Below are 21862 nucleotides of genomic sequence, written 5' to 3'. Positions count from 1 at the left end.
CGGACTTCGTGGCTATACTGGCCCGCCCGACGGGCCCTTAGCTCAGTTGGTTAGAGCAGCGGACTCATAATCCGTAGGTCCCAGGTTCAAGTCCTGGAGGGCCCACCATCTCTCCCGCGGCCGCAGCGGCTATCGCCGCTATCGCCGCTTCCGCGCGCCCAGCGCCACCCGATCCAGCCACCAGCCGCTGCGGAAAGTGAGATAGGCGAGCATCGCCATGTCCGCGACGGTGATCACGAGCTTGTGGGAGATGCCCTCCGCCACGTCGATCACGTGCAGCAACAGCACGGCGATGACGGCCTGGACGACGATGAAGCGGAACCGCTCGATGGCGTCGCCGCCCAGGGTCTCGCTGAGGAGATTCCTCCGCCTGCGATAGCCGGCGATCAGATCCATGTAGAGGCTGCGCAGAAACACCGCCGCGAACGCTGCGTGCACGGCCCAGAAGACGAATGGATCGGTATCGAGAGTCATGCCGGCCAGAGGAAGACGAGCGCCGTGCCGAACAGGATCGATACCCCCATCGTCGCGAGCGCGTAGGCGCCGAGCCGCCGCCCGCCCAGCACCGCCGCGGCGCCGATCTTGAACGCCAGATTCGACAGGGTCGCGATCAGAATCGCGCGCCATGCCGCGTCGCCGGACAGCCGGCCCTGGGAGAACAACTCCGCCGTGGACAGCGTCAGGGCATCCACGTCGGTCAGCCCGGATACCACGGCGACGCCGTAAATGGCGGCGTCCTCGCCGAACTCCTCGCGCACGGCCGTCACCAGCAGCAGGATCACCGCGTACAGGACGCCGAACACGATGGCGGTGCGGATCTGCGCCGGGTTTTCGAGATTCGGCGGTTGCATGTCGCGCGAATCGATCTTCAGCAGCAGGCCGACGCAGAGCAACGCCATGAAGGCCATCATGACGGCCAGCGGCAGCGCGGCCTGGCGCAGGAGGTCCGGGGCGACCGCACCCAGCTCGATGCCCACCCGCACGTAGACGATGGTGGAGGCGATCAGCACCACCAGCGCGGCGGCGGGGGCGGCGGCCGGGTTGCCGGCGCACTGCCGGGCGTAACTCACGGTGGTCGCGGTGCTCGAGATGAGGCCGCCCAGCACGCCGCCGGCCAGCGAGCCGCCGCGCACGCCCAGCACCCGATAGGCCAGGTAGGCGGCCAGACTGATCCCGACGATCAGAGTGACCATGAGCCACAGCGTGAAGGGGTTGAGGACGTCGTAGGGCCCGATGGTCTGGTCCGGCACCACGGGCAGGATCACCAGCGCCACCAGGACGAACTGCATCATCGCCGCGAACTCACGCTCGCCGATCGCGCCTATCAGCCCGTGCAGCTTGGTCTTCCACTGCAGCAGCACGGCGGCCACGCCGGCCAGCGCGACCGCCGGCGCCTCGATGCCGCTGGTGAGCATCGCGCCCACGCCGAACATCAGCAGGCCGGCAACCTCGGTGGTCAGGCCGAAATGCGCCGGGTTGGTGCCCTCGCCCCGTGCGCGGAGGAGATTGCCGAGGATGAACAGTGCGGTGATGCCGAGCAGGCCGGCGGCGATCATCCAGCCGCCATGGTCCTCGGCCAGGATGCCGCAGACGGCCCCCACCAGCGTGATGAGCGCAAAGGTGCGCACGCCGGCGATGCGGCGGTGTTCCTCGTCGCGCTCGCGCTGGCTGCCGACGAGCAGGCCCAGACCGAGCGCGATGGCCAGTGGTTCGAAGATGCCGAAATCCATGGATCCGTCGCCTGTCTGCTCGCTTCGAGGGTAACCCAGGCTCCCGGCGGCGGCGAGCCGGGATATGCCGCAGTCAGGCGAACAGCAGGTAGCAGCCGCCGGTGACGACCGCGGCGCCGATCAGGTTGAGCGCGAAGCCCTCCCTCGCCATCTGCTTCACCGTCAGCTCGCCGGAGCTGAAGATCACCGCGTTCGGGCCGGTGGCCACGGGCAGCATGAAGGCGAAGCTCGCGCTCATCGCAGCCGGCACCATGATGAGCCGATGGTCGAAGCCCGCGGTGGTGGCGGCCGCCGCGAGGATGGGCATGAGCAGCGTCGTGGTCGCGGTATTACTGGTGACCTCGGTGAGGAAGGTCACGGTCAGGCAGGTCAGCAGGATCATCACCAGCACGGGTAGCACGTCCAGGGCGGCGACCATCTCGCCGAGCGAGGTGCTGAGACCGGAACTCACAAACGCCTTGGCGATGGTGATGCCGGCGCCGAACAGGATCAGGATGCCCCAGGGGATGCGCACGGCGGTGTCCCAGTCGAGCAGGCGCCCGCCGCGGCCGTTCGGCACCAGGAACATCACGACCACCGCGAGCAGCGCCACGCTGGCGTCGTTGGCGCCGGGCAGATCCAGCCACGCGCTCCAGCCGCCGAAGGGCTCGCGCCGGGTCATCCACAGCACCGCGGTGACCGCGAAGACGATCAGCGTGCGGACCTCCTCGCTCCGCCAGGCAGCCACCGGCGGCATCGTTATGGCCCGCGCATGGGACAGGCCGCGGGTGAGCCACAGCGCCGTCAGCGGGATCATCACCGCCACCACCGGCAGCGCCCAGGACATCCAGCCGAAGAACGTCACCTCCCGGCCCGTATTCTCCTGGTAGACCTCCATGAAGATCAGGTTGGGCGGCGTGCCGATGGGCGTGCCCACGCCGCCGACGCTGGCCGCATAGGCCACGCCCAACAGCAGGCTCACCTTCAGCCGGTTGTCGTCGACCCGCTCCAGCACCGCCAGCACGATCGGCAGCAGCATCAGCGTGGTCGCCGTGTTGGAAATCCACATGCTGAGGAAGGCGGCCGCCGCCATGAAGCCGAACACGAGACTGCGGCCGCTGCCGCCGCCGAAGGCGCTTACCATGCCGAGCGCGATGCGTCGGTGGGCGCCGCTCTTCTCCATGGCCGTCGACAGGATGAAACCACCCAGCAGCAGCAGGATCAGCGGATTGCCGTAGGCCTCGCCCACCTGGGCGGGCGTCAGTACACCGATCAGGGGGAAGACCGCGATGGGCACCAGGGAGGTGGCCGGGATGGGGATCGGCTCGAAGATCCACCAGACGGCACAGAGCGTGGTGACCGCGGCGGTCCAGGCCACGTCGGCGGAGGCGCCGCGCGACTGCAGCAGGAGCAAGACAGCGAGGGCGGCGAGCGGCCCGGCATACAGAGCGATCCGGCGCACCATGGTCGGGTCCGGGTCCTCAGTCTTCGGCCGGCAGCACGAAGACTTCGTCCGCCACCGGCTCGTTCACGCGGAAGACCCGCCAGTGGATCTCGTTCTGTTTGACGCCGTCGTAGTACAGGCGCACCAGGCGAGGCTGGCGCCAGCCGCTGTCGGCGTCGCTGACGAAGTCGGAGTAGTACCGGTGGTGCCAGCCTTTCGGCGTCCCGAAGCCCACCATGCGCACCGCGTAGTCGTCCCTGTCGATGCCGAAGATCGTCTCCGAACCCGCGGGATCGCTCACACGCACGAAGTAGGCGGGATGGCCTTCCACCGTATCGTCCGGCAGCCGCGTCAGGCTGAAGCCCTCGTCGAGGGCATAGCGGATGATTCCGAAGCCGAACGAGTTCTTCCACTGGGGGCTGGCCGCGCCGCCGGGGATCGGGCCGTCGGCGTTGTAAGCCGTCTCGCCGTCGAAGGCGATCCGGAACATGGTGGTCTCGCCGAGGAAGCTGTCGATGCGCACCTTGCCGTTGGCGAGGTGGGCATCGGCACTCTCGGGCGCGTATTCGCGCCACATGCGGTAGCGGTCGGCCACCACGCGGCCGCCCTCGGTCCCGTCCGGCCAGAAGACGCCGTAACCTTCGAGATAGAGCGTTTCCGGCCGCCGCCACGTCTCGCCGCCATTCGCCTCGTATACCGCGGCGATGATCTCCTCCGCCGACAGGTCCTCGCCGGCCGCCGCGGCCGGCGGCGCCAGCAGCAGGCCTGCGCAGGCGACCGCCAGGCCTGCGGCCGCTTGCAGCGCCCCGGTCACTGCAGGAGCTCGATCACTCCGCAGGCGATGCGCGCGCCGGCGGCGCCGGTGGGCTGGGTCTCGAAATCGTCGGGCTCGGCATGGACGATCACCGCACGGCCGATGATGCCCGTGCCGCCCTCGAAGGTGAGTCCCTCGCCCAGCACCCGGTCGAAGCGGGCCTGACCGTGCTCGTCGAAGGTGATATTGCCGAGGTCGCCGGCGTGGTGCTGGCCATCGGGCTCGTCGGGCGAACCGTGGGGAGCGCCGGCGGGGTTGAAGTGCGGCCCGGCCGACGTGCCGTCCGGCGCGCTGCAGTCACCCACCTCGTGGATGTGGATGGCATTGGTGCCCGGCTCGCCGCCGTCCAGCACGCCGCCCATCACCATCGGGCCCTCGAAGGCGGTGAAGACCACGGCGCCGCTCACGGAAGAACCGGATTTCGGCTCCATGCGGGCGATCGCCCTGAGGCTGCTGCCCGTCGCCTGACGTGCCTCGGGCTGCTCCGCGGCCGGCTCCGCGGCCGACCTCTGTTCCATCGGCGGCGGTGACTCGCCGCCGCAGGCCGCCAGCAGGATGGCGCAGGCCGCTGCCGCCGCCAGGCTCTTCCGATAGTCTCCCATGGATCGCTCCCTGTCGATTGAGGTATTGATGCCGGTCAGTGAATTCTGGCCGGAAACGTCACCGTCTCAGCGCGCCCGGCGCCAGTATTGTATCAGCAGGAAGCCGAACAGCATGCCGCCCAGATGGGCGAAGTGGGCCACGCCGGGCTGCATGCCGGTGACGCCGTACATCAGCTCCAGCACGCCGAACAGGATCACCAGGTACTTCGCCTTCATCGGTATCGGCGGTATCAGCAGCAGTATCTGCCGGTTCGGGAACATGAGGCCGTAGGCCAGCAGGATGCCGAAGACGCCGCCGGACGCCCCGATGGTGGGATAGATCTCGGGCTGGAAGCTCGCCACCACCAGCTGCACGATACCCGCGCCCACGACACAGACCAGATAGTAGATCGCGAAATAGCGCGGACCCCAGAAACGCTCGATGTCGCGGCCGAACATCCACAGCGTGAACATGTTGAACAGCAGGTGGGTGAGATCGCCGTGCAGAAAGCCGTAGGTGACGAACTGCCAGGGCGCGAAGTACTCGGAGCCGGCAGGCCAGAGCGCCAGCGACCCGAGCAAGGTCACGAACATCTCCCGGGAGGCGTTCTGGGCGGCGAAGGCGAGGCCGTTCGCTACCAGCAGCGTGAAGATGACCGTGGGGATGAGACTGTTGTTGCCGGGGGGTTGCGGCCGGATCCTGTAGGCACCCATGCCGACGTTATACAGGAAACCCGGGCCCCGGGTCAGGCAGGGCCCGGCAGGGGGACGCGCGCACCGCAAGCTGTCCCGCTCCTGTCCAACCGCGGTTGCGGTAACATCGCATTCAGCCCGGCGGGCCGCCACCGTGTTCGCAGCCCGCCCGTCCCCCACGCCGACCCGGAACCCGGAGCTTATGGCTGCCGACAGCATCGTCATCCGCGGCGCACGACAGAACAACCTGCGCGACCTGGATCTGGAGATCCCGCTCAACGAACTCACGGTCATCACCGGCGTGAGCGGATCGGGCAAGTCTTCGCTGGCCTTCGATACGGTCTACGCGGAGGGCCAGCGGCGCTACGTGGAGACCTTCTCCCCCTACGCCCGGCAATTCCTGGACCGCATGGACAAGCCGGCCGCCGAGCGCATCGAGGGCATACCGCCGGCGATCGCCATCGACCAGACCAACCCGGTGCGCACGTCGCGCTCCACCGTGGGCACGATGACGGAGCTGAACGACCACCTGAAGCTCCTCTACGCCCGCGCCGCCACGCTGTACTGCAGCGGCTGCGGCCGGCCCGTGCGCCGGGACCATCCGGAATCGATCTGGGAGGAGCTCGGCGAGGCGTGGTCCGGGCACCGGGCGGTCATCACGTTTCCGGTGGAACGCCCCGACAACTTCAGCGAGGCCGAAATCCGCAGCTACCTGGAGGCCCAGGGCTATCTGCGCGTGCAGGAGACCGAGGGGCGCACCCTCCACGTCGTCGCCGACCGCCTCCGCGTGACGGACGACAACCGCAGCCGTTTCATCGAGAGCATCGAGTCGGCGATGCGCCGGGGCGACGGGCATGTGCGCGTCTACGACCACGACGCCGGCGGCGTGCAGCGCCGGTTCTCCGACCGGCTCCACTGCGCCGACTGCGATCTCGACTACCGGGACCCCCTGCCGAGCCTGTTCTCGTTCAACTCCCCGGTCGGCGCCTGCGAGACCTGCCGCGGTTTCGGCCGCACCATGGGCATCGACCGGGACCTGGTCGTGCCGGACGGCTCGCTCACCCTCGCGGAGGGCGCCATCAAACCCTGGCAGAGCAAGAGCTACCGGGAATGCCAGCGGGATCTCGAGCAGCACGCGCGCCGGGCCGGAGTGCCTCTGGACGCGCCCTGGAACGAACTGACGGCGGCCGAGCGGCGCTGGGTATTCGAGGGCGAAGGCAGCTGGGACGACAACGTCTGGTACGGCGTGGACCGCTTCTTCGACTGGCTCGAGAGCCGCGCCTATCGCATGCACGTTCGCGTGCTGCTGTCCCGCTACCGGAGCTACGACCTCTGCAGTGCCTGCAGCGGTGCCAGACTGAAACCGGAGGCGCTGCTCTGGCGCCTCGGCGCGGACGCCAGCCCTTCGGGCGCACCGGGCCTGAACGTCCACGAACTGACCTGCCTGCCCATCGAGCGCGCGGTGGCGTTTTTCGCCGGGCTCGAATTGCCGGCCCCGCTGGACGAGGCCACCGACCTCCTGCTGACCGAGATCCGCACCCGCCTCGACTACCTGCTGGAGGTGGGCCTGGGCTACCTGACGCTGGACCGCCAGTCGCGAACGCTCTCCGGCGGCGAGGTACAGCGCATCAATCTGACGACGGCGCTGGGCACCTCTCTGGTGAACACGCTGTTCGTGCTGGACGAGCCGTCCATCGGCCTGCACCCCCGGGATATCGACCGCATCAACGGCGTGCTGAGGCGCCTGCGCGACGCCGGCAATTCGCTGCTGGTGGTCGAGCACGATCCCCAGATCATCCGCGCCGCCGACCGGGTTCTCGACATGGGCCCCGGGCCCGGCAAACGGGGCGGCGAGGTGGTGTTCTTCGGCACGGCCAAACAGCTGGCCCGCTCCCGGCGCTCGCTGACGGCGCAGTATCTGCGCGGCGAGCTTCTCGTGAACGCGGAGCGCGCGGCGCGCCCGGTCGGCGACGACACCCCCGTGCTTCGGGTGCGCGGCGCCCGCGCCCACAACCTGAAAGGAGTCGACGCCGCCTTCCCGCTGGGCCGGCTGGTGGGCGTGACCGGCGTGAGCGGCTCCGGCAAGTCCACCCTGGTGGAGGACGTGCTGTGGCGGGGACTGCAGCGCCGCCGCGGGAAGGCGGGCGACGCTCCCGGCGAACACGATGCCATCGAGGGCGACGAGGACCTGGGCGAGGTGGTGATGGTGGACCAGTCCCCCATCGGCAAGACCACCCGTTCTAACCCGGCCAGCTTCGTGGGCGCCCTCGCGCCCATCCGCAAACTCTTCGCCGACGCCCCGCTGGCCATCGAGCGCGGCTACACCGCCGGCACGTTCAGTTTCAATTCGGGCGACGGCCGCTGCCCGGAGTGCGGCGGCAACGGCTTCGAGCACGTGGAGATGCAGTTCCTCTCCGACGTCTACCTGCGCTGCCCGGCCTGCGACGGCCGCCGTTATCGCTCGGAGGTGCTGGAGGTGCGCATCGGCGGCGACGCCGGCGAGCGTTCGCGCTCCGTCGCCGACGTCCTCGAGATGACCGTGGCCGAGGCAATCGCCTTCTTCGCCGGCGAACCCGCCGTGCTGCGCGGGCTGGAGCCGCTGGCCGCCGTCGGCCTGGACTATCTCGCTCTCGGCCAGCCGGTGCCGACCCTGTCTGGTGGCGAATCCCAGCGCCTGAAGCTGGCCGCGCACCTGGCCGAGGCACGCGGCCGGCGCTCGCCGGGCGAGCGCAAGCTGTTCCTGTTCGACGAGCCGACCACCGGCCTGCATTTCCAGGACATCGCCACCCTGCTGGATGCGCTGCAGGAACTCATCGCCGACGGCCACTCGGTGATCGTGATCGAGCACAACCTTGACGTGATCGACGCCGCCGACTGGATCGTGGACCTCGGTCCGGAGGGCGGCGAGGACGGCGGCGAGGTCGTGTTCGAAGGCCCGCCGGACACGCTCGCGAAGCGCCGCGGCAACCATACGGGCAAGGCGCTCGCCGCCTATCGCCGGGAACGGGGCAGCCCGGCCGCGGCGACGGCCAGGAGCGCGCGGCGAGAGAAGCCCGGACGCGCCGACCGCGACATCCGCATCCACCACGCCCGGGAGCACAATCTGCGCAACGTGGACATCCGCATACCGCGGGACCGGTTCACCGTCATCACCGGTGTCTCCGGCAGCGGCAAGAGCACGGTGGCCTTCGACATCCTGTTCAACGAGGGCCAGCGCCGCTATCTCGAATCCCTGAACGCCTACGCGCGGCAGTTCGTGCAGCCGGCCAGCCGCCCGGACGTGGACGCGGTGTTCGGTATCCCGCCCACCGTCGCCATCGAACAGCGCACCAGCCGGGGCGGGCGCAAGAGCACCGTGGCCACGATGACCGAGGTCTACCACTTCCTGCGCCTGCTGTTCGTGAAGCTGGGCACCCAGTACTGCCCGGACTGCGACGTGGCCATCGAGCCCCAGAGCGAGGAGCAGATGCTGGGCCGCCTGCTCGAGACGCGCCGGGGCGAGCGCATCGCCCTGCTGGCCCCGCTGGTGGTCGGCCGCAAGGGCTACTACACGGATCTCGCGAAGTGGGCGGCGAAGAAGGGCTACGACAGCCTGCGGGTCGACGGCGACTACCTGCCCACCGGAGACTGGCCGCGGCTGGACCGGTTCCGTGAACACGACATCGACCTGCCGGTGGGCGAGATCCGGCTGGCGCCGGGCTCGCGCGGCGAGCTGGCCGGCCTCCTCGGCCGCGCGCTCGACCTTGGCGGCGGCGTGGTCCGGGTGGTGGCGGACGACGGCGAGACCCTGCTGTCCGCGCGCCGGGCCTGCCCGTCCTGCAACCGCAGTTTCGACGAGCCGGACCCGCGGCTGTTCTCCTACAACTCGGCCCGTGGCTGGTGCGAGGGCTGCGCCGGTACGGGCCTGGCGGCCGCCGCCGAGGACGAGGAAGACGGCGCCGGCAGCGATCGGCAGCCCTGCCCCGTCTGCGATGGGGCGCGGCTGAACCCGGTGGCACTGAACGTGCGCTTCCGCGAACGCAGCATCGCGGACTACGCTGCGCTGCCGGTGGAGCAGGCGGAGGACTGGTTCCGCACTCTCAAGCTGACCGGCCGCCACGCCGAGCTGGCCCGCGACGTGCTGGCGGAACTCTGTGCGCGGCTCGAGTTCCTGCAGAAGGTCGGCCTCGGTTACCTCACGCTCGACCGGGCCGCGCCGACGCTTTCCGGCGGCGAGGCGCAGCGCATCCGGCTCGCCTCTCAACTCGGCTCCAACCTGCAGGGCGTGTGCTACATCCTGGACGAGCCCACCATCGGACTGCACGCCCGTGATAACCGGCGCCTGCTGGACACGCTGAAAGGGCTCGAGGCCCGGGGCAACACCGTCGTCGTGGTGGAACACGACGAAGACACCATCCGCGCCGCCGAACACGTGGTGGACCTGGGGCCGGGTGCCGGCACCCACGGCGGCCGGGTCGTCGCGGAGGGTTCGGTGGCGGCGATGATGCGCAGCAAGGACTCCCTGACCGGCCACATGCTCGCTCATCCCCTCGCGCATCCCCTGATGGAGCGTCGCCGTGAGGTGAACCCGCGGCGCCGGGACGTGGCCTCCGTTCGCATCGCCGGCGCGGAACTGAACAATCTGAAAGGCTTCACGGTGAACGTGCCGCTGCATGCCCTGGTGGCCGTCACCGGCGTATCCGGCAGCGGCAAGTCCACGCTGGTGCGTGACATCCTGCACGACAATCTCCGCGCCCTGCTGGCCGCCCGCCGCTCGCGCGGCAGGAAGATGCCCACGCCGTCCGGCTGCGCCGAACTCTCCGGCTGGGAAGCCGTCGACCGGGTGCTGGAGGTGGACCAGACGCCCATCGGCAAGACGCCGCGCTCCTGCCCCGCCACCTACATCGGCTTCTGGGACGAGATCCGGCAGTTGTTCGCCCGCACGCCCGAGGCGCGCATGCGCGGCTACGAGCCGTCCCGGTTCTCGTTCAACGTGAAGGGCGGACGCTGCGAGGAATGCGAGGGCCAGGGTGTGCGGCGCATCGAGATGAGCTTTCTGCCCGACGTACGCGTGGACTGCGAGGCCTGCGGCGGGCAGCGCTTCTCGCGCGAGACGCTGGCCATCCGTTACCGGGACCGCAGCATCGGCGAGGTTCTGGCCATGAGCGTGGAGGAGGCGCGGGAATTCTTCCACGCCCATACGCGCATCCATCATGCCCTCGACCTGCTGGCGCAGATGGGCCTCGGCTACCTCACCCTGGGCCAGCCCAGCCCGACGCTGTCCGGCGGCGAGGCGCAACGTATCAAGCTGGTCACGGAGCTGGCGAAAGCGGGCCCGGACCTGCCCGACAACGCCGGTGCCGGCAAGCGCCGCAGCCGGGACCACACGCTGTACGTGCTGGACGAGCCGACCGTCGGGCTGCACATGGCGGACGTCGAGAAGCTGATCCGGGTACTCCACCGTCTGGTCGACGCGGGCAACAGCGTGGTGATCATCGAACACAACCTCGACATCATCGCGGAGGCGGACTGGGTCATCGATCTCGGCCCCGAGGGCGGCGACGACGGCGGCCGGATCGTCGCCCGGGGCAAGCCGGAGGACCTGCTCGAGCGGCCGGGGCGTTCCCACACGGCCGCGGCGTTACAGGAATTCCTGGCCGATCGCAGCCGCTGATGGTGGCTCTCGACTGCTGACGATGATCGGTCGCTGGATTTTTTGACGAGTTTGTGTAGAATTTGACCCGTAGACACAATGTAGACGGGAGAAAGGCATGGCACAGACGGGAGCCGGACAAGGGAATGGCAGCAAGAGCGGCAACGACTATGCGATCGGCGCCGTCTCACGGCTGACCGGCATATCCACGCACACGCTGCGGATCTGGGAGCGGCGCTACGGCGCCGTGGTCGCCGAGCGCACGGACAGCGGGCGGCGGATCTATTCGCGCCGGGACGTGGAGAAGCTCGGGCTGCTGAAGATCCTCGTGGACCGGGGCTTCTCCATCGGCCAGATCGCCAATCTGGATCTCGACGAACTGCGCGCCCGCCGGGAAGAGGTGGTGCGCCAGGCCAATGACCTGCAGCTCGCCCGGGCCGACCAGCCCATCCGGGTGGCGGCACTGGGCCGCTTCGCCCTGCAGGGACTCGGCCGCAGCGGCGCACTGCCGGAACAGGTGGAGCTCGCCGCCCTCGAGAGCGACCCGCGGCGCTTCCGGGCGGATATCCGTCGGCTGCGCCCCGACGTGCTCCTGATCGAGGTACCGGTGGTCGACGATCGGACCGCCGAGCGAATCGCGGGCCTGCGCGACCTCTGCGGCGCCGGGCGCGTCATGGTGCTGTACAACTTCGGCCGCGGCGAGGACGTGAACCGGCTCGCCGCCGCCCAGTTCGAGCTGTTCCGGGCGCCCACCTCGACCCTGACACTCGTCGAGGCGCTGCTGCGCGGCCCGCGGGTGACCAACATCACCCCGCGCCCGGCGCGTTCCGAACAGCAGCGTGCCGCAAGCGACGCGCCGGAGGTGCCGGTGCTCACCGAGGAGCTGCCGCCACGGCGTTTCGACGACGGCCAGCTGGCGACACTGGCCGGCATCCGCACGGACGTCGACTGCGAGTGTCCGCACCATCTCGCGGACCTGGTGCAGAGTCTGACAGCCTTCGAGGTCTACAGCGACCAGTGCGAATCACGCAACAGCGAGGATGCCGCCCTGCATGCCTATCTGCATGCGATGACCGCCCGGGCCCGCGCCCTCATGGAAGAGTCGCTGGCCACGCTGGCCCGCGTCGAGAAGCTGGAGTACTGAGCCGCCGTGATCCGCGCCGCCGGCATCGTGACGGCAGCCTTGCTGGTACTCGGCGGCACGGCGACGCCGGCCGCCGGGGCGCCCGGCTTCGGCGTGCGCATCTCACCGGTGGCCAATCTGGTCTACCACCTTGATTGCCTGAGCGGCTACCGGCGTTGCACCCGCGCCGCCTTCGACGAACTCTGGCAGCGCCTCGACTGGAGCGTCGAAGACGAGCGCCGCCTCACCCGCTGGCGCCAGCTGCAGGAGCGTTACCGGCTGTATGCCGACTTCATCACGCCGGCGCCGGACACGCCCTACCCCTACACCTTCCCCTACCTGCAGGCCCGGGGCGTGGACATCGGCGAGAAGCTGCGCCTGACGAGTCTTCAGGCCCGCGATCTCGCCGACTACGGCGAGCGGCTGCGTCTGCTGCTGCAGCCGCGCGATGCCCGCGAGGCCCTGGCCATCGCCCGCCACTTCGAGCCCCGCTTCGACGCCTGGTGGCGAGATGGCGCCGCCGGCGACCTGGAGCGGCTCGCCGCCGGCTACCAGGGGACCGCACGGCGCGCCGAGCTCGACACCCTGCTCGCCCGCGTCGGCAGCCTGTTCGACCTGCAGCTGGAGGAAGTGGCCGACCTCGAGGTCAGTCTGGTGGCTTTGCCGGAGGGCGCGAGAGCCTCCCGCGCGACGCTGATCGAGAACCAGGCCATTGTCGAGAGCCGCCGCGGGGAGTCGCCCGCCGATCGCCTCGGCGTGATCGTCCACGAGTTCGTGCACTATCTGTACGCCCTCAGCCCCGACGCACGGCACGAGGCTCTGCTCGCAGCTTTCCTGGCGAGCGAGAGGCCCTGGAGCCTGCGGGCCTACAACCTGATCAACGAGGCGGTCGCGAGCGCCATCGGCAACGGCATCGTCGAGCGGCGGCTGCAGTCGGAGGTGGAGTATCGGCGCTACCACGCGCTGCCGGATTCCTTCTACGCGGATTTCTACGTCGACACTCTCGCCAAGGCCCTGGTGCCGGTGCTGGACCGCCACCTGGAAGATGGCCGTCCGCTCGGCGCGGCATTCGCGGGGGACTACCTGGACACCGCCGCCCGGGCGCTGGAGGGCCGGCTGGACGACCTGGCGCTGCAGCTGGTCTCCTCCGCGGTGGTCGCCACCGACCCGGCACTGGCCGAACTGGCCCGCCTCCCCGCCTCGGCATTGACGACCTTCTCGCTGTTCACCCACGTCACCGCCGAAGCGGGACTCCCGGCCACCGCGCTCACGCGCTACCCGGAACTCTCCGGCATCGTGCTGGTGCGCGCCGGCGACCTGCCGCGCCTGTCCGGCTTCGCCGACGAGTCCGTGATCGAGCTGATGCAGGGACTGTCCGCGCGGCTGGGCGCGTTCGTCTATGGCCAGCCGCGCAGCCCGCAGGCGACGGTCTACTTCGTGTGCGGCAGCGACGAGGCGGCCGTGGAACGGGCGCTCGAACACCTGCTGTCGCGCAGCGCGAGCTTCACCGGTCTGAGCCTGCCGGCCGGGACGGCTGGCCGCTACTCAGGCTATTCCGGCTCGTCGGACAGGATCTCGAAGCGGATGCCGATGGCTCGGAGTCTCGTCAGCAACGCATCGCCCATCGCTTCCGCTGGCGTCAGCACGCCGTAGCGCGGCGGCAGCGAGTCCGCGTCCAGGGACAGGCACAGCGCCGCCTCGGCCAGCATGCGGGACGTCTCGGCGTACCCGGGTTCGCCGCCGGACGCCTCGCCGATCAGGCGCCGGCCGTCGCCGCGGGCGACAAAGGTCACGCGGAACGAACCGGTGGCACGGGTGTGTTCGTCGGGGCCGGAGCCCGACGGCTTGAGCCCGCCGAGCCAGCGGCGTATCGGCCCCACCTGCGCCAGCCCGGTCACCGCGGCGATGCCCGAGGACAGAGCGACCAGTTTCGGCAGTGAGCCGACACGGATGTAATGGGCGTAGGTGAATTCACGCCCGTAAGCCGGCAGCGCCGTCGCCGAACGGATGATGATCTGCCGGTCGATAGTGGGGAACGGCATCACCCAGCCCTGCACCAGCTCCTCGTAATGGGCACCGCGTCTGTTCACGCTCACCCGGCGCTCGCCATTCACACCCTGCTCCATGCGCGCCGCGACGCGCCGGGTCTCGCCGAGATTGCCCAGGGCCTCCAGCGCGGAGTTCCAGGTGCCTCCCGAGATACCGCCCTTCGCCGAGACGAAGCCTTCGAGCTGCACGCTGGCGTCTTCGGGCAGTGCCTTGACCATCATCCAGGCACCGAGGTCGTGGGGGATGCTGTCGAAACCGCAGCAGTTGACCACCCGCACCTGCTGCTCCCGGGCGCTGGTGCCGCAGTGGTCCATCACCTGATCCACGAAGGCCGGCTCCCCGGTAAGGTCCGCGTAGCTTGTGCCCGCCTCGACGCAGGCCATCACCACCGCCTCGCCGTAGCGGATGTACGGGCCCACCGTGGTGGCGAGCACGCGGGTGCGCCGCGCCATCTGCAGCAGCGTGTCGTAGTCGCCGACGTCCGCGCGGATCACGCCCGGGCCGCCGCCCAGTTCCGCGGCCAGCGCCTCGAGCTTGTCCGCGTCCCGGCCGGCGATGGCCCAGCGGAAGTCCTCGTCGGTCTTCTGCGCCAGATAGGCCGCGGTCAGCCGGCCGGTGTATCCGGTCGCCCCGAACAGAACGACGTCGTATTCCCGGTTGTCAGCCATGAGCATCCTCCAGGCACACCGTGTCCCCCACCCCGATCTCGCCGGCGGCAAGCACCCGGCAGGTCACCCCGCCGCGCCAGTCCGGCTCGAGGGCTTGTCGCAGTCCCTGGCCGGCCTCCTCCATCCGCGAGCACGGATCCAGCTCGCCGGTGATCTCCAGCACCAGGGAGCCGATCACGAGCCGACGGCCGGCGGTCTCGGCGAGCGGGATCCCGTCGACGAGGAGATTGGCCCGGCGCGCCGTCCAGGGCAGCTCGCGCCCGAACTCGCGGCATGCGTCGTTCCAGCCCGGCGCCGTCAGCACCGTCACCTGCCGCGGGCCGGGCCGGCCGCGGAAGTCGCCGGCCACACCGCCGGCGGTGTCGACCAGCGCGCGCTCCAGGACTTCCATGGGCGCGTGCTTGCGCTCCCGCCGTGCGATCCCGATCAGCCTGCCCTCCGTCATGGAGCAGATGGTAGCAGGTAGGAGGGCCTTCAGGCCCGATCCGGCTCTTCCAACCGGCTCACCTTCTATTGTGGCCGCCCTGCGGGGGTATCCATCTTGCTCCCGACAAAAGGTCGCGGCGATGGATACCCCCGCATGACGGCCGTGCCCGCGGTGGCGTAAAGGAAGCGCCAGTCAGCAGCGCCTGCTGACTGGTGCCAAACCTCTCGGCTATGGGCCCGTCAGCGGGTGGACCAAGGTCGCGGGGTCGTCCGGGCCGACTGGAGCCAGGACGGCGGGAAGGAGGCCTGGCCGAAGCGAAGGAGGACAGGACGTCCGACTGAGCGTCCCCGCAACCCTCACCCACCCGATGGCGGGCCTGCGCTAACAGAACGCCGGATCGGGCCTGAAGGCCCTCCTACACAGGGGTCAGAACCAGAACGAGACGAACAGCTGCACTACGTCGGCATCGAAGCCGTACAGGGGTTCCTCGCCGGGGGCGGCGCCGGTCACCCTGAGATCACGGAAGTTCTCGTAGTCGAAGCGGATGCGGTCCCAGAACAGATTCAGCGAACCCTTTTCCACGACACTCCAGCCGTCGCTCACGAACTCCCAGCTCACGCCGGCGCGGATGGTCGCGCTCTCGAACGTGCTGAGCTCCTTGTCCCGCCCCATGAAGTTCTGGGCGCCGGAACGGGGAAACAGGTCGGCGTAGAAATCGGCCTGTTCCTGGGTGTAGTAGCGATAGCGCGTGGAGAACGTCAGCCCGTGCTTCCAGGGATGGACATACCCGATCTCCCCGGTGTGCGACTCGATACCCCAGGTGTCCGAGAAATACCGGTAGCTGCCGTGCAGCGCCGCGCGCCAGGGCATGCGGTAGCGTGCGGTGATCGAGCCGGCGCCGCTGGTACGGGTGTTCGGATAGATCTCGGGCTCGAACTGGTAACCCGCAGGCTGATCCGCGGCCAGGTAGCGCACGGATCGGTAGGGATTGTTCAGGAAGCCTTCGTCGGTGATGGCGTCGAAGGCGAAACTCATGATCAGGCTGCGGGTCACGATCTGCGTGAGCGCCAGGCTGTACTGCTGGCGGTCGACCTCGCGGCGGAACTCCGGATCGTTGGACTTGCCCACCTCGTCCCAGCCGAGAGCGTAGCCGAGCGTCACCGTGGTCATCTGCCCGAACAGGTCCTGGCTCACGCTGAAGTTCAGGCTGTTGGCGGCATAGTCGCTCTCGTCGCTGCGCGTGTAGCCCACGTTCATCAGCGTGTTGCCGTACAGGTAGGTCACGCCCAGGGAGCCCTGCTTGCGCTCCTCGGTGTAGGGGCTCGCCGTGGTCACCACGTCGATGGAGGCGCTGGAGACCATGTCGAGGTAATAGTTGGCCGAGAGCGACAAGCTCTTGCCGACCTGCTTGCGCAGCAGCACCGACGGACCGTCGATGGTGACGCCGCCGCCCTCGTAGCGGTGGTAGAGCACGTCCGCCCGGTCCTCCGGCAGCACGGTGGCAAGCACCGCGCCCGGCAGCAGTGCGAGCAGCACGAGCAAGCTTGCGAGGTGGCGGGCGATCATCATGATGCGGTGCTCAGTTACAGCCGCAGCCGCCGCCGGCGCCGCCCGTGCCGCCACGGGCGCCCTCGCGGGCATCCCAGACGTGCATCTCGTAGGCACTGGCCACCGGATGCATGTCCAGCGCCATGATCGGATCGGCCAGATGGTCGCGCTCGTAGGGCTTCACCCAGGGCTCGATACTGGAGCAACCGGCGCTCGCCACGAGTAACGCGCAGGCCGCCGCCATGCGGATCAGTGTCTTTTTCATCGTTCTTGCCTCCCTCCCCTGCATCAGAAGAAGATCGTGAAACCGATATGCCCCTCGATGTTGTGGGCGGTCTTTTCCTCGCCGAGGATGTCGATGTCGAACAGGTGGTCACGGACGTCGGCGTGCAGCGCGATCATGTCGTTCAGCAGCAACCGGTAGCCGAAACCGAAATTCACCGTGAAGCGGTCGTCGCCCGCGAACTCCGTGCTGCCTATCCCGGCGATGAGATACAGCGCCTGGGAGAAGGCCAGGTTGCGGCCGACGAAAGCTTCGCCCGGTAGCACGTTGTACCCGATCGATGCGTTGTAGTATGTGAACTCGCGCTCATCGTCGGTCAGAATCTCCGCCGCGCCGCTGAGACGCTCGAAACTGGTCTCCTCGGTGTCGGTACGGCCGTAGGCGGCCTCGACGAACAGGCCCTCGGTGATGTGATAGGCCAGGCGCACCCCGTAGACCGGGTTCACGCCGAAGTCCTCGACACTCATGAGTCCGGTGTAGGCGCCTATCTCGAAATTCTCGCTGTCGATCTTCGGCGGTTCGACGTCGCGGCGCTCCACCTCGGGGTCGATCACCTGCTCCGGCACCTCGGCCACGGCATCGCCGGGCCCGTCACCGCCGATGAACGGCAGGCTACCGCAGCCAGTCAGCGCGAACGCGAGCAGGGTCAGAAAAAGAACCCGAATCCGACTTTCCATTCTTCGATTTCCTCATTCTCGTCGCGGCTGGTGAATACGACATAACTTTTGTATTCGGCGCGAAAAATAAAGCGTCTCGTCACCCAGGCCCGTACGCCGGCGCCCACGTGGGCAGTCTGGTCGGTACGGTCGATCGGCTGCACCAGGGTGGCCACCGGCTCGATGCGCAGCACGCCGGTGCCGAGGGTGAAAAACGGCGAAACCCGCCAGTGCGGCCAGGTCTGGTGCACGATGCTCACGTTGGCCATCCAGCCGTCGGAGAAATTGCCGAGCAACTGGGTGCCCCACAGCTCCAGCGACAGGTTCGGCGTGAACGAGTAGCCGAGATAGCCGCTGATGACGTTGGCACCACCGAAGTCACCGGTGAGCCCGCCGGACTCCCAGCGCCGCACCAGGTATTCCTCCCGGCCCGTGGTCTCGAACTCGGCCGGCGTACCCGCCTCGTCCAGCGTCATCAGCATCTCGCGCTCGTGCACCCAGCCCTCGCGACCGCGTGCATCGCGCACCTTGAACCATTCGGTGCGCCGCTTCAGCAGTTCCACGGCATCGCCGCGCTCGACCACGTTGAACACGGGATAGCCCCGCCCCGGCCCGGTGTGCATCTCCAGAAAGGGCTCGGCCACGGTGACCTGACGGTAAAGCTCCTCCGCCTGCGCGCCCGTCGCGAGCGCGCAGCAGAGGAGCATCGAGAGCAGTACCGCCAGCGGTCTCATGGCATCAGTTTTCCGGCGCGTCGAACGGGTTGTTGTAATACTGGGCGCCGACGTCCAGCCACTCCGACAGCAGCTTCAGCTCGGCAGGCGTGAGCCAGCCGGCGTGGCTGCCGCCGGCGGCAAAGCGGTCGAAGAAGCGCCCGGAGGCATTGGCGCCGGCGGTGCGCATGCTCGCCGGAACCGTTACCGGCTCGAGGATGGGATCGCCGGTCTCGGGGTCGATGCCCACTTCGACCAGTCGGTCCACCAGCGCGCCCATGTCGAGGATCTGCTCGTTGTCCGCGGCCAGCAGCTCGCGATACGCGTTGAAGTGATCCGGCTCGTCCGGTGAAGCACCGTCGGTCAGCTCGAGCTGGCCGTCCGGCACCTTCAGCTGCCCCATCGCGTCCGTGCGGGTGTGACAGGTGATGCAGGTGTTGTCGGCCTCCGGGATGCCGTCCTCGTCCACATCCACTATCCGCGGCTTCGACCACAGCGGATGGATGTGCGCCTCGTAGTTGATCACCGCGCGGCAGGTCGCGCTCCAGTCGCCGATGCAGTCGGGCGTGGTCGGCGCCAGGGTCTCCAGACCGGACTCGCCGGGTATCACGGTGGGGCCGTAGCGCCAGGCGAACGCCTCGTCCTTCGCCCGGCCGGCCGCGACCTCGTCGGTCCAGACGTCCTCGTAGACGATATCTAGGGACGGCTCGATGGCGGCGCAATCGGTGGCGCAGCTGCTGCGCGCCCGCACTTCGGCCATTGTCTCGCCCACGTCGGCGAACAGTGCCGGATCGGTGTTGGGGAACGGCTGCCCGGTCACCTCGGCGCCTTCGTTCAGCACGGGGTACGCGTCCGCGCGGCCGTGGGACTCACCACTGGACGGGTCGTGACAGCCGGCACATTCCATCAGCTGGCCGGGCCGCAGCTGCAGCCAGTTGTTGTGCCGCGGTCCGATGCGCCGGCCCTGACCGTCCACGATGCTGACGCCGAAGGCCACGTTGGCCGGCACCTTGATCATCACCGAGCCGTCCGGCTCCACCTCGGCGTAACCGACAATCTCGCGCATGCCCTGGGCGGCGGAGACGCCGAAGGCACTGTTGTCGAAGTCACGCACGTCCTCGTCCGGAATGGAGACGGCCTTCACCACGCGCAGGAAGCGCGCTGGCCGCTCGCTCGCGGTCGTCTGCGCCGGGTCGGCGAGCACGTCGATGCCCGCCCCGGAGGCGTCCTGGCCGGCGACGTCGTAGACGCTGCGGATGTGGATCACCGCCGCACCCTCGGCCGCGATGTCCGGATCCAGGGTGAAGGGCTCGGAGTCGTCGAAGATCACCGGCGGCGTGCCGGTGCCCGGCTCGGCGGCGACGATGTCCGTGTACATGAAACCCTCTTCGGGGGCGACGACCGGCTGCTGGGTGTCCCCGCTGCGGTCGTAGATCCAGATGCCGTACAGCGGCGGCGCCTCGACGAGTGCCGGGTCCACCAGGTTGTCGTCGGTGCACGGCACGATCCTGAGATCGACAGGATCCTGCAGGCGGCACTGGCTCCAGCTCACCAGCAGGCGCTGGGTGCCGTCGCGCAGCGGGAATACGGAATTGTAGCGGCCGCCCGGTGAGGGGGCGTCGTCGTCGATCAGCACCTCGTTGATGGTGGCCGCCGCCTGCGCCGGGCCGGACAGCACGCCGATGTTGTCTCGGTTCGGCTGGGTGTTCTCGATGTAGTTGGCGACGTCGATCTCTATGATGTCGCCGCCGCCCCCGGCACCGTCGAAGGGGCGCAGCAGGGCCATGACGTTGCCGTTCGGCAGCTCGCGGGGACGCAGAAACTGCACGGACTCGCCGCCGCTGCCGGTATCGTGGCTGTTGGCGCCGTACAGCAGCTCCAGCGCGGCTCCGTCCGGATTCATGCGGTAGAGATGGATGCCGTCATTGCCCGGCGCGTTGTCCCAGCGGCTGAACACTACCTGGCCGTTGGAGAGCACGGCGGGATCGAGGTCGTGGCTCTGGTTGAAACTCACCTGTCGGATATCGGTGCCGTCTTCGTTCATGACGTGCAGCACCAGCGCGGGTACGTTTCGGTCCTCGTCGAGTGCCGCGAACTGGGGCTTGCCCTCGTCCAGCAGCACGGCGCCGGACTGGCGCTGGCGCGTGGACGAGAAAACGATGCGCCCGTCCGGCAGGTAGGCGGGGGCGAGGTCGTGGCCGGACTCCGCGACGATGTCCGAGGTGATGATACGCCGCAGCGTGTCGCCGGGTATGTCGTACTCCCAGACGTTCCAGGTCGGCTGGTCCTCCTCGTCGGCGCCCTCGATGAACTGCGCACGCATCGCGAACAGCACCCGCGTGCCGTCGCGCGATACTTCCAGGTCGCGGATGTCGCCCAGGCCTTCGGTGATCTCTCCGGTAACGTTGACGTCGGCGGTGCTGGGCGAGGCCCGGTCGCGCACGTAGAGATCGGCACCGATATCGAAGGTCACCGGTTCGCGCACGTCGAAGTCGGTCGGGTCGCCGTTGTCGTCGACCGGGACCGGCCGCTTCACGTAGGCGATGGGGAAGTCGAGCACGACAGGGTCGGGATCCTGCCCGCTGCCGAAGCCGATACGGCCTTCACCGCTGCCGCCGCCACCGCAACCCGCGGCGGCCACCACCGTGCAGGCGACGGCGACGAGAGCCGCCTTGGCCGGCGCTCTGCGATCATCTGTCTGCGTCGTGCTGTTCATGGGACATCCTCTTTCCTGCAGCCGTCACGCGATGCACTCCTGCGATCACTGCGGGAATGCTGCAGGCGCCCTGCACCGCCGGTCTTCCGACACGCGGCCCGAAGACTCGCGGCCGGCCGTGACCAATGGTGGACAGGGGCCTCACTGCATTCTGTTAACAAGATCACAAATCCATGGAGATCGTTGCGCGCGCGTCCTGATACTTGACGAGCGGCGGAGTATAGGGACGCCTTCGGCACGCGCGTAATGTGGAATTTCGGCGACAGCGAAAGCACGCCGGCACCCGTGCAACGACTGCCGCGAGGTGACACAGGCCCTGTCACACGGACGCGCCCTGTCGTCGTTCGGCGACAAGCCGAAACGCGCTTCTAATCAAGCAGTTGCCCTCCGGACGTCGCCGAAGTGTCGATTTCCGCCGACAAGCGGTTGACATATGTCGGCCGGGAGCCGCTTCCCGAAGCATGCGCAAAACCCTGTTTCGTATGGATAAAGCACTTTGTCGTGAATTGCGCCGCGAACTGGCACGCCGCTTGCAACCCCTCTTCGCGACAGTAGCCGGCCGCGGGGGAGCACACGTGACCGGAGTCCCGAAGGACTGCGGGACTTGTGAATGGAGTCACGGTGGCCCTGTCGGCGATCTGCGAGCATCGGACGCTTCGAATAGCGCGACGCGCACGCAGGGCTTCTGAAAAGGGCAAACCCGGCGAAAGGCGGGGACGCAAAGCCAGCGGTCTACGGATTCACGTCCAGGACGGCGAAGCTGCCAGGAGCGACAGCTGACGATCAGCAGGGATGATCCCGCAGGG

At 68.7% G+C, this 21862-nt stretch carries 16 protein-coding genes, 1 tRNA gene and 1 riboswitch; of the genes, 4 read left to right on the top strand and 13 right to left on the bottom strand.

Annotated elements, in window-relative coordinates; genetic code table 11:
• Positions 1-31: 31 nt before the first annotated feature.
• A tRNA-Ile gene (locus ACJMKX_RS15680) sits at positions 32-108 on the top strand.
• Between the two features lie 30 nt (positions 109-138).
• Here ACJMKX_RS15680 and ACJMKX_RS15675 read toward each other — a convergent pair.
• From ACJMKX_RS15675 to ACJMKX_RS15650, 6 genes are all read right to left on the bottom strand, one after another.
• Positions 139-474: a hypothetical protein gene (locus ACJMKX_RS15675; protein ID WP_405227557.1), complete on the bottom strand. Its 336-nt coding sequence runs from the start codon at positions 472-474 to the stop codon at positions 139-141.
• Positions 471-1730 carry an MgtC/SapB family protein gene (locus tag ACJMKX_RS15670; RefSeq protein WP_405227555.1) on the bottom strand — a complete coding sequence of 420 codons (1260 nt, stop codon included), beginning with the start codon at positions 1728-1730 and terminating at the stop codon, positions 471-473. Before ACJMKX_RS15670 ends, ACJMKX_RS15675 begins: the two co-directional genes overlap by 4 nt.
• Before the next feature lie 73 nt (positions 1731-1803).
• On the bottom strand, positions 1804-3174 hold the full coding sequence (locus tag ACJMKX_RS15665) for an SLC13 family permease (protein WP_405227554.1): 1371 nt from the start codon (positions 3172-3174) through the stop codon (positions 1804-1806).
• Positions 3175-3190: 16 nt separating this feature from the next.
• Positions 3191-3967: a hypothetical protein gene (locus ACJMKX_RS15660; RefSeq protein ID WP_405227552.1), complete on the bottom strand. Its 777-nt coding sequence runs from the start codon at positions 3965-3967 to the stop codon at positions 3191-3193.
• Entirely contained in the window at positions 3964-4569 is a 606-nt protein-coding gene (locus ACJMKX_RS15655) for a superoxide dismutase family protein (RefSeq protein ID WP_405227550.1), read from the bottom strand. Before ACJMKX_RS15655 ends, ACJMKX_RS15660 begins: the two co-directional genes overlap by 4 nt.
• Before the next feature lie 66 nt (positions 4570-4635).
• Positions 4636-5262: a rhomboid family intramembrane serine protease gene (locus ACJMKX_RS15650; protein ID WP_405227548.1), complete on the bottom strand. Its 627-nt coding sequence runs from the start codon at positions 5260-5262 to the stop codon at positions 4636-4638.
• Between the two features lie 181 nt (positions 5263-5443).
• Between ACJMKX_RS15650 and uvrA the strand changes: the two genes are divergently transcribed.
• The 3 genes from uvrA (at position 5444) to ACJMKX_RS15635 (ending at position 13649) form a co-directional block, all read left to right on the top strand.
• Positions 5444-10894, top strand: coding sequence for an excinuclease ABC subunit UvrA (uvrA, locus tag ACJMKX_RS15645; protein WP_405227546.1), 5451 nt, complete (start codon positions 5444-5446; stop codon positions 10892-10894).
• Positions 10895-10991: 97 nt separating this feature from the next.
• Positions 10992-12017 (top strand): MerR family transcriptional regulator, encoded by a 1026-nt coding sequence (locus ACJMKX_RS15640; protein ID WP_405227544.1) that lies wholly within the window; start codon positions 10992-10994, stop codon positions 12015-12017.
• A 6-nt stretch (positions 12018-12023) separates the two neighbouring features.
• Positions 12024-13649, top strand: coding sequence for a hypothetical protein (locus tag ACJMKX_RS15635; protein WP_405227542.1), 1626 nt, complete (start codon positions 12024-12026; stop codon positions 13647-13649).
• On the opposite strand, the gene ACJMKX_RS15630 is transcribed toward ACJMKX_RS15635, so the two are convergent.
• From ACJMKX_RS15630 to ACJMKX_RS15600, 7 genes are all read right to left on the bottom strand, one after another.
• Positions 13547-14713 carry a saccharopine dehydrogenase family protein gene (locus tag ACJMKX_RS15630; RefSeq protein ID WP_405227540.1) on the bottom strand — a complete coding sequence of 389 codons (1167 nt, stop codon included), beginning with the start codon at positions 14711-14713 and terminating at the stop codon, positions 13547-13549. The genes ACJMKX_RS15635 and ACJMKX_RS15630 overlap by 103 nt on opposite strands.
• The gene (locus ACJMKX_RS15625; RefSeq protein WP_405227539.1) at positions 14706-15158 is read right to left on the bottom strand and encodes an MOSC domain-containing protein; all 453 of its coding nucleotides are present in this window, start codon (positions 15156-15158) and stop codon (positions 14706-14708) included. Before ACJMKX_RS15625 ends, ACJMKX_RS15630 begins: the two co-directional genes overlap by 8 nt.
• A 408-nt stretch (positions 15159-15566) precedes the next feature.
• The gene (locus ACJMKX_RS15620; RefSeq protein WP_405227537.1) at positions 15567-16709 is read right to left on the bottom strand and encodes a DUF3570 domain-containing protein; all 1143 of its coding nucleotides are present in this window, start codon (positions 16707-16709) and stop codon (positions 15567-15569) included.
• Between the two features lie 10 nt (positions 16710-16719).
• Complete coding sequence (locus tag ACJMKX_RS15615) at positions 16720-16953, bottom strand: DUF4266 domain-containing protein (protein WP_405227534.1); 234 nt, start codon at positions 16951-16953, stop codon at positions 16720-16722.
• Positions 16954-16976: 23 nt separating this feature from the next.
• Positions 16977-17648, bottom strand: coding sequence for an outer membrane beta-barrel domain-containing protein (locus tag ACJMKX_RS15610; RefSeq protein ID WP_405227531.1), 672 nt, complete (start codon positions 17646-17648; stop codon positions 16977-16979).
• A complete protein-coding gene (locus ACJMKX_RS15605; RefSeq protein ID WP_405227529.1) occupies positions 17618-18361 on the bottom strand; it encodes an SH3 domain-containing protein in 744 nt (247 codons plus the stop codon). The genes ACJMKX_RS15610 and ACJMKX_RS15605 overlap by 31 nt, the downstream gene beginning before the upstream one ends.
• Before the next feature lie 4 nt (positions 18362-18365).
• On the bottom strand, positions 18366-21056 hold the full coding sequence (locus ACJMKX_RS15600) for an HzsA-related protein (RefSeq protein WP_405227526.1): 2691 nt from the start codon (positions 21054-21056) through the stop codon (positions 18366-18368).
• Positions 21057-21739: 683 nt separating this feature from the next.
• Positions 21740-21824, top strand: a riboswitch (cyclic di-GMP riboswitch).
• Positions 21825-21862: the final 38 nt, after the last annotated feature.

This window comes from Lentisalinibacter sediminis, assembly GCF_040706615.1.
GTDB lineage: Bacteria > Pseudomonadota > Gammaproteobacteria > Steroidobacterales > Woeseiaceae > Lentisalinibacter > Lentisalinibacter sediminis.
This window is presented reverse-complemented; position numbering and strand designations above follow the sequence as displayed.

Coding starts and splice junctions, on each gene's coding strand:
- ACJMKX_RS15675 (WP_405227557.1), bottom strand. CDS start 474: ATGACTCTCGATACCGATCCATTCGTCTTCTGGGCCGTGCACGCAGCG.
- ACJMKX_RS15670 (WP_405227555.1), bottom strand. CDS start 1,730: ATGGATTTCGGCATCTTCGAACCACTGGCCATCGCGCTCGGTCTGGGC.
- ACJMKX_RS15665 (WP_405227554.1), bottom strand. CDS start 3,174: ATGGTGCGCCGGATCGCTCTGTATGCCGGGCCGCTCGCCGCCCTCGCT.
- ACJMKX_RS15655 (WP_405227550.1), bottom strand. CDS start 4,569: ATGGGAGACTATCGGAAGAGCCTGGCGGCGGCAGCGGCCTGCGCCATC.
- ACJMKX_RS15650 (WP_405227548.1), bottom strand. CDS start 5,262: ATGGGTGCCTACAGGATCCGGCCGCAACCCCCCGGCAACAACAGTCTC.
- uvrA (WP_405227546.1), top strand. CDS start 5,444: ATGGCTGCCGACAGCATCGTCATCCGCGGCGCACGACAGAACAACCTG.
- ACJMKX_RS15640 (WP_405227544.1), top strand. CDS start 10,992: ATGGCACAGACGGGAGCCGGACAAGGGAATGGCAGCAAGAGCGGCAAC.
- ACJMKX_RS15630 (WP_405227540.1), bottom strand. CDS start 14,713: ATGGCTGACAACCGGGAATACGACGTCGTTCTGTTCGGGGCGACCGGA.
- ACJMKX_RS15625 (WP_405227539.1), bottom strand. CDS start 15,158: ATGACGGAGGGCAGGCTGATCGGGATCGCACGGCGGGAGCGCAAGCAC.
- ACJMKX_RS15620 (WP_405227537.1), bottom strand. CDS start 16,709: ATGATGATCGCCCGCCACCTCGCAAGCTTGCTCGTGCTGCTCGCACTG.
- ACJMKX_RS15615 (WP_405227534.1), bottom strand. CDS start 16,953: ATGAAAAAGACACTGATCCGCATGGCGGCGGCCTGCGCGTTACTCGTG.
- ACJMKX_RS15610 (WP_405227531.1), bottom strand. CDS start 17,648: ATGGAAAGTCGGATTCGGGTTCTTTTTCTGACCCTGCTCGCGTTCGCG.
- ACJMKX_RS15605 (WP_405227529.1), bottom strand. CDS start 18,361: ATGAGACCGCTGGCGGTACTGCTCTCGATGCTCCTCTGCTGCGCGCTC.
- ACJMKX_RS15600 (WP_405227526.1), bottom strand. CDS start 21,056: ATGAACAGCACGACGCAGACAGATGATCGCAGAGCGCCGGCCAAGGCG.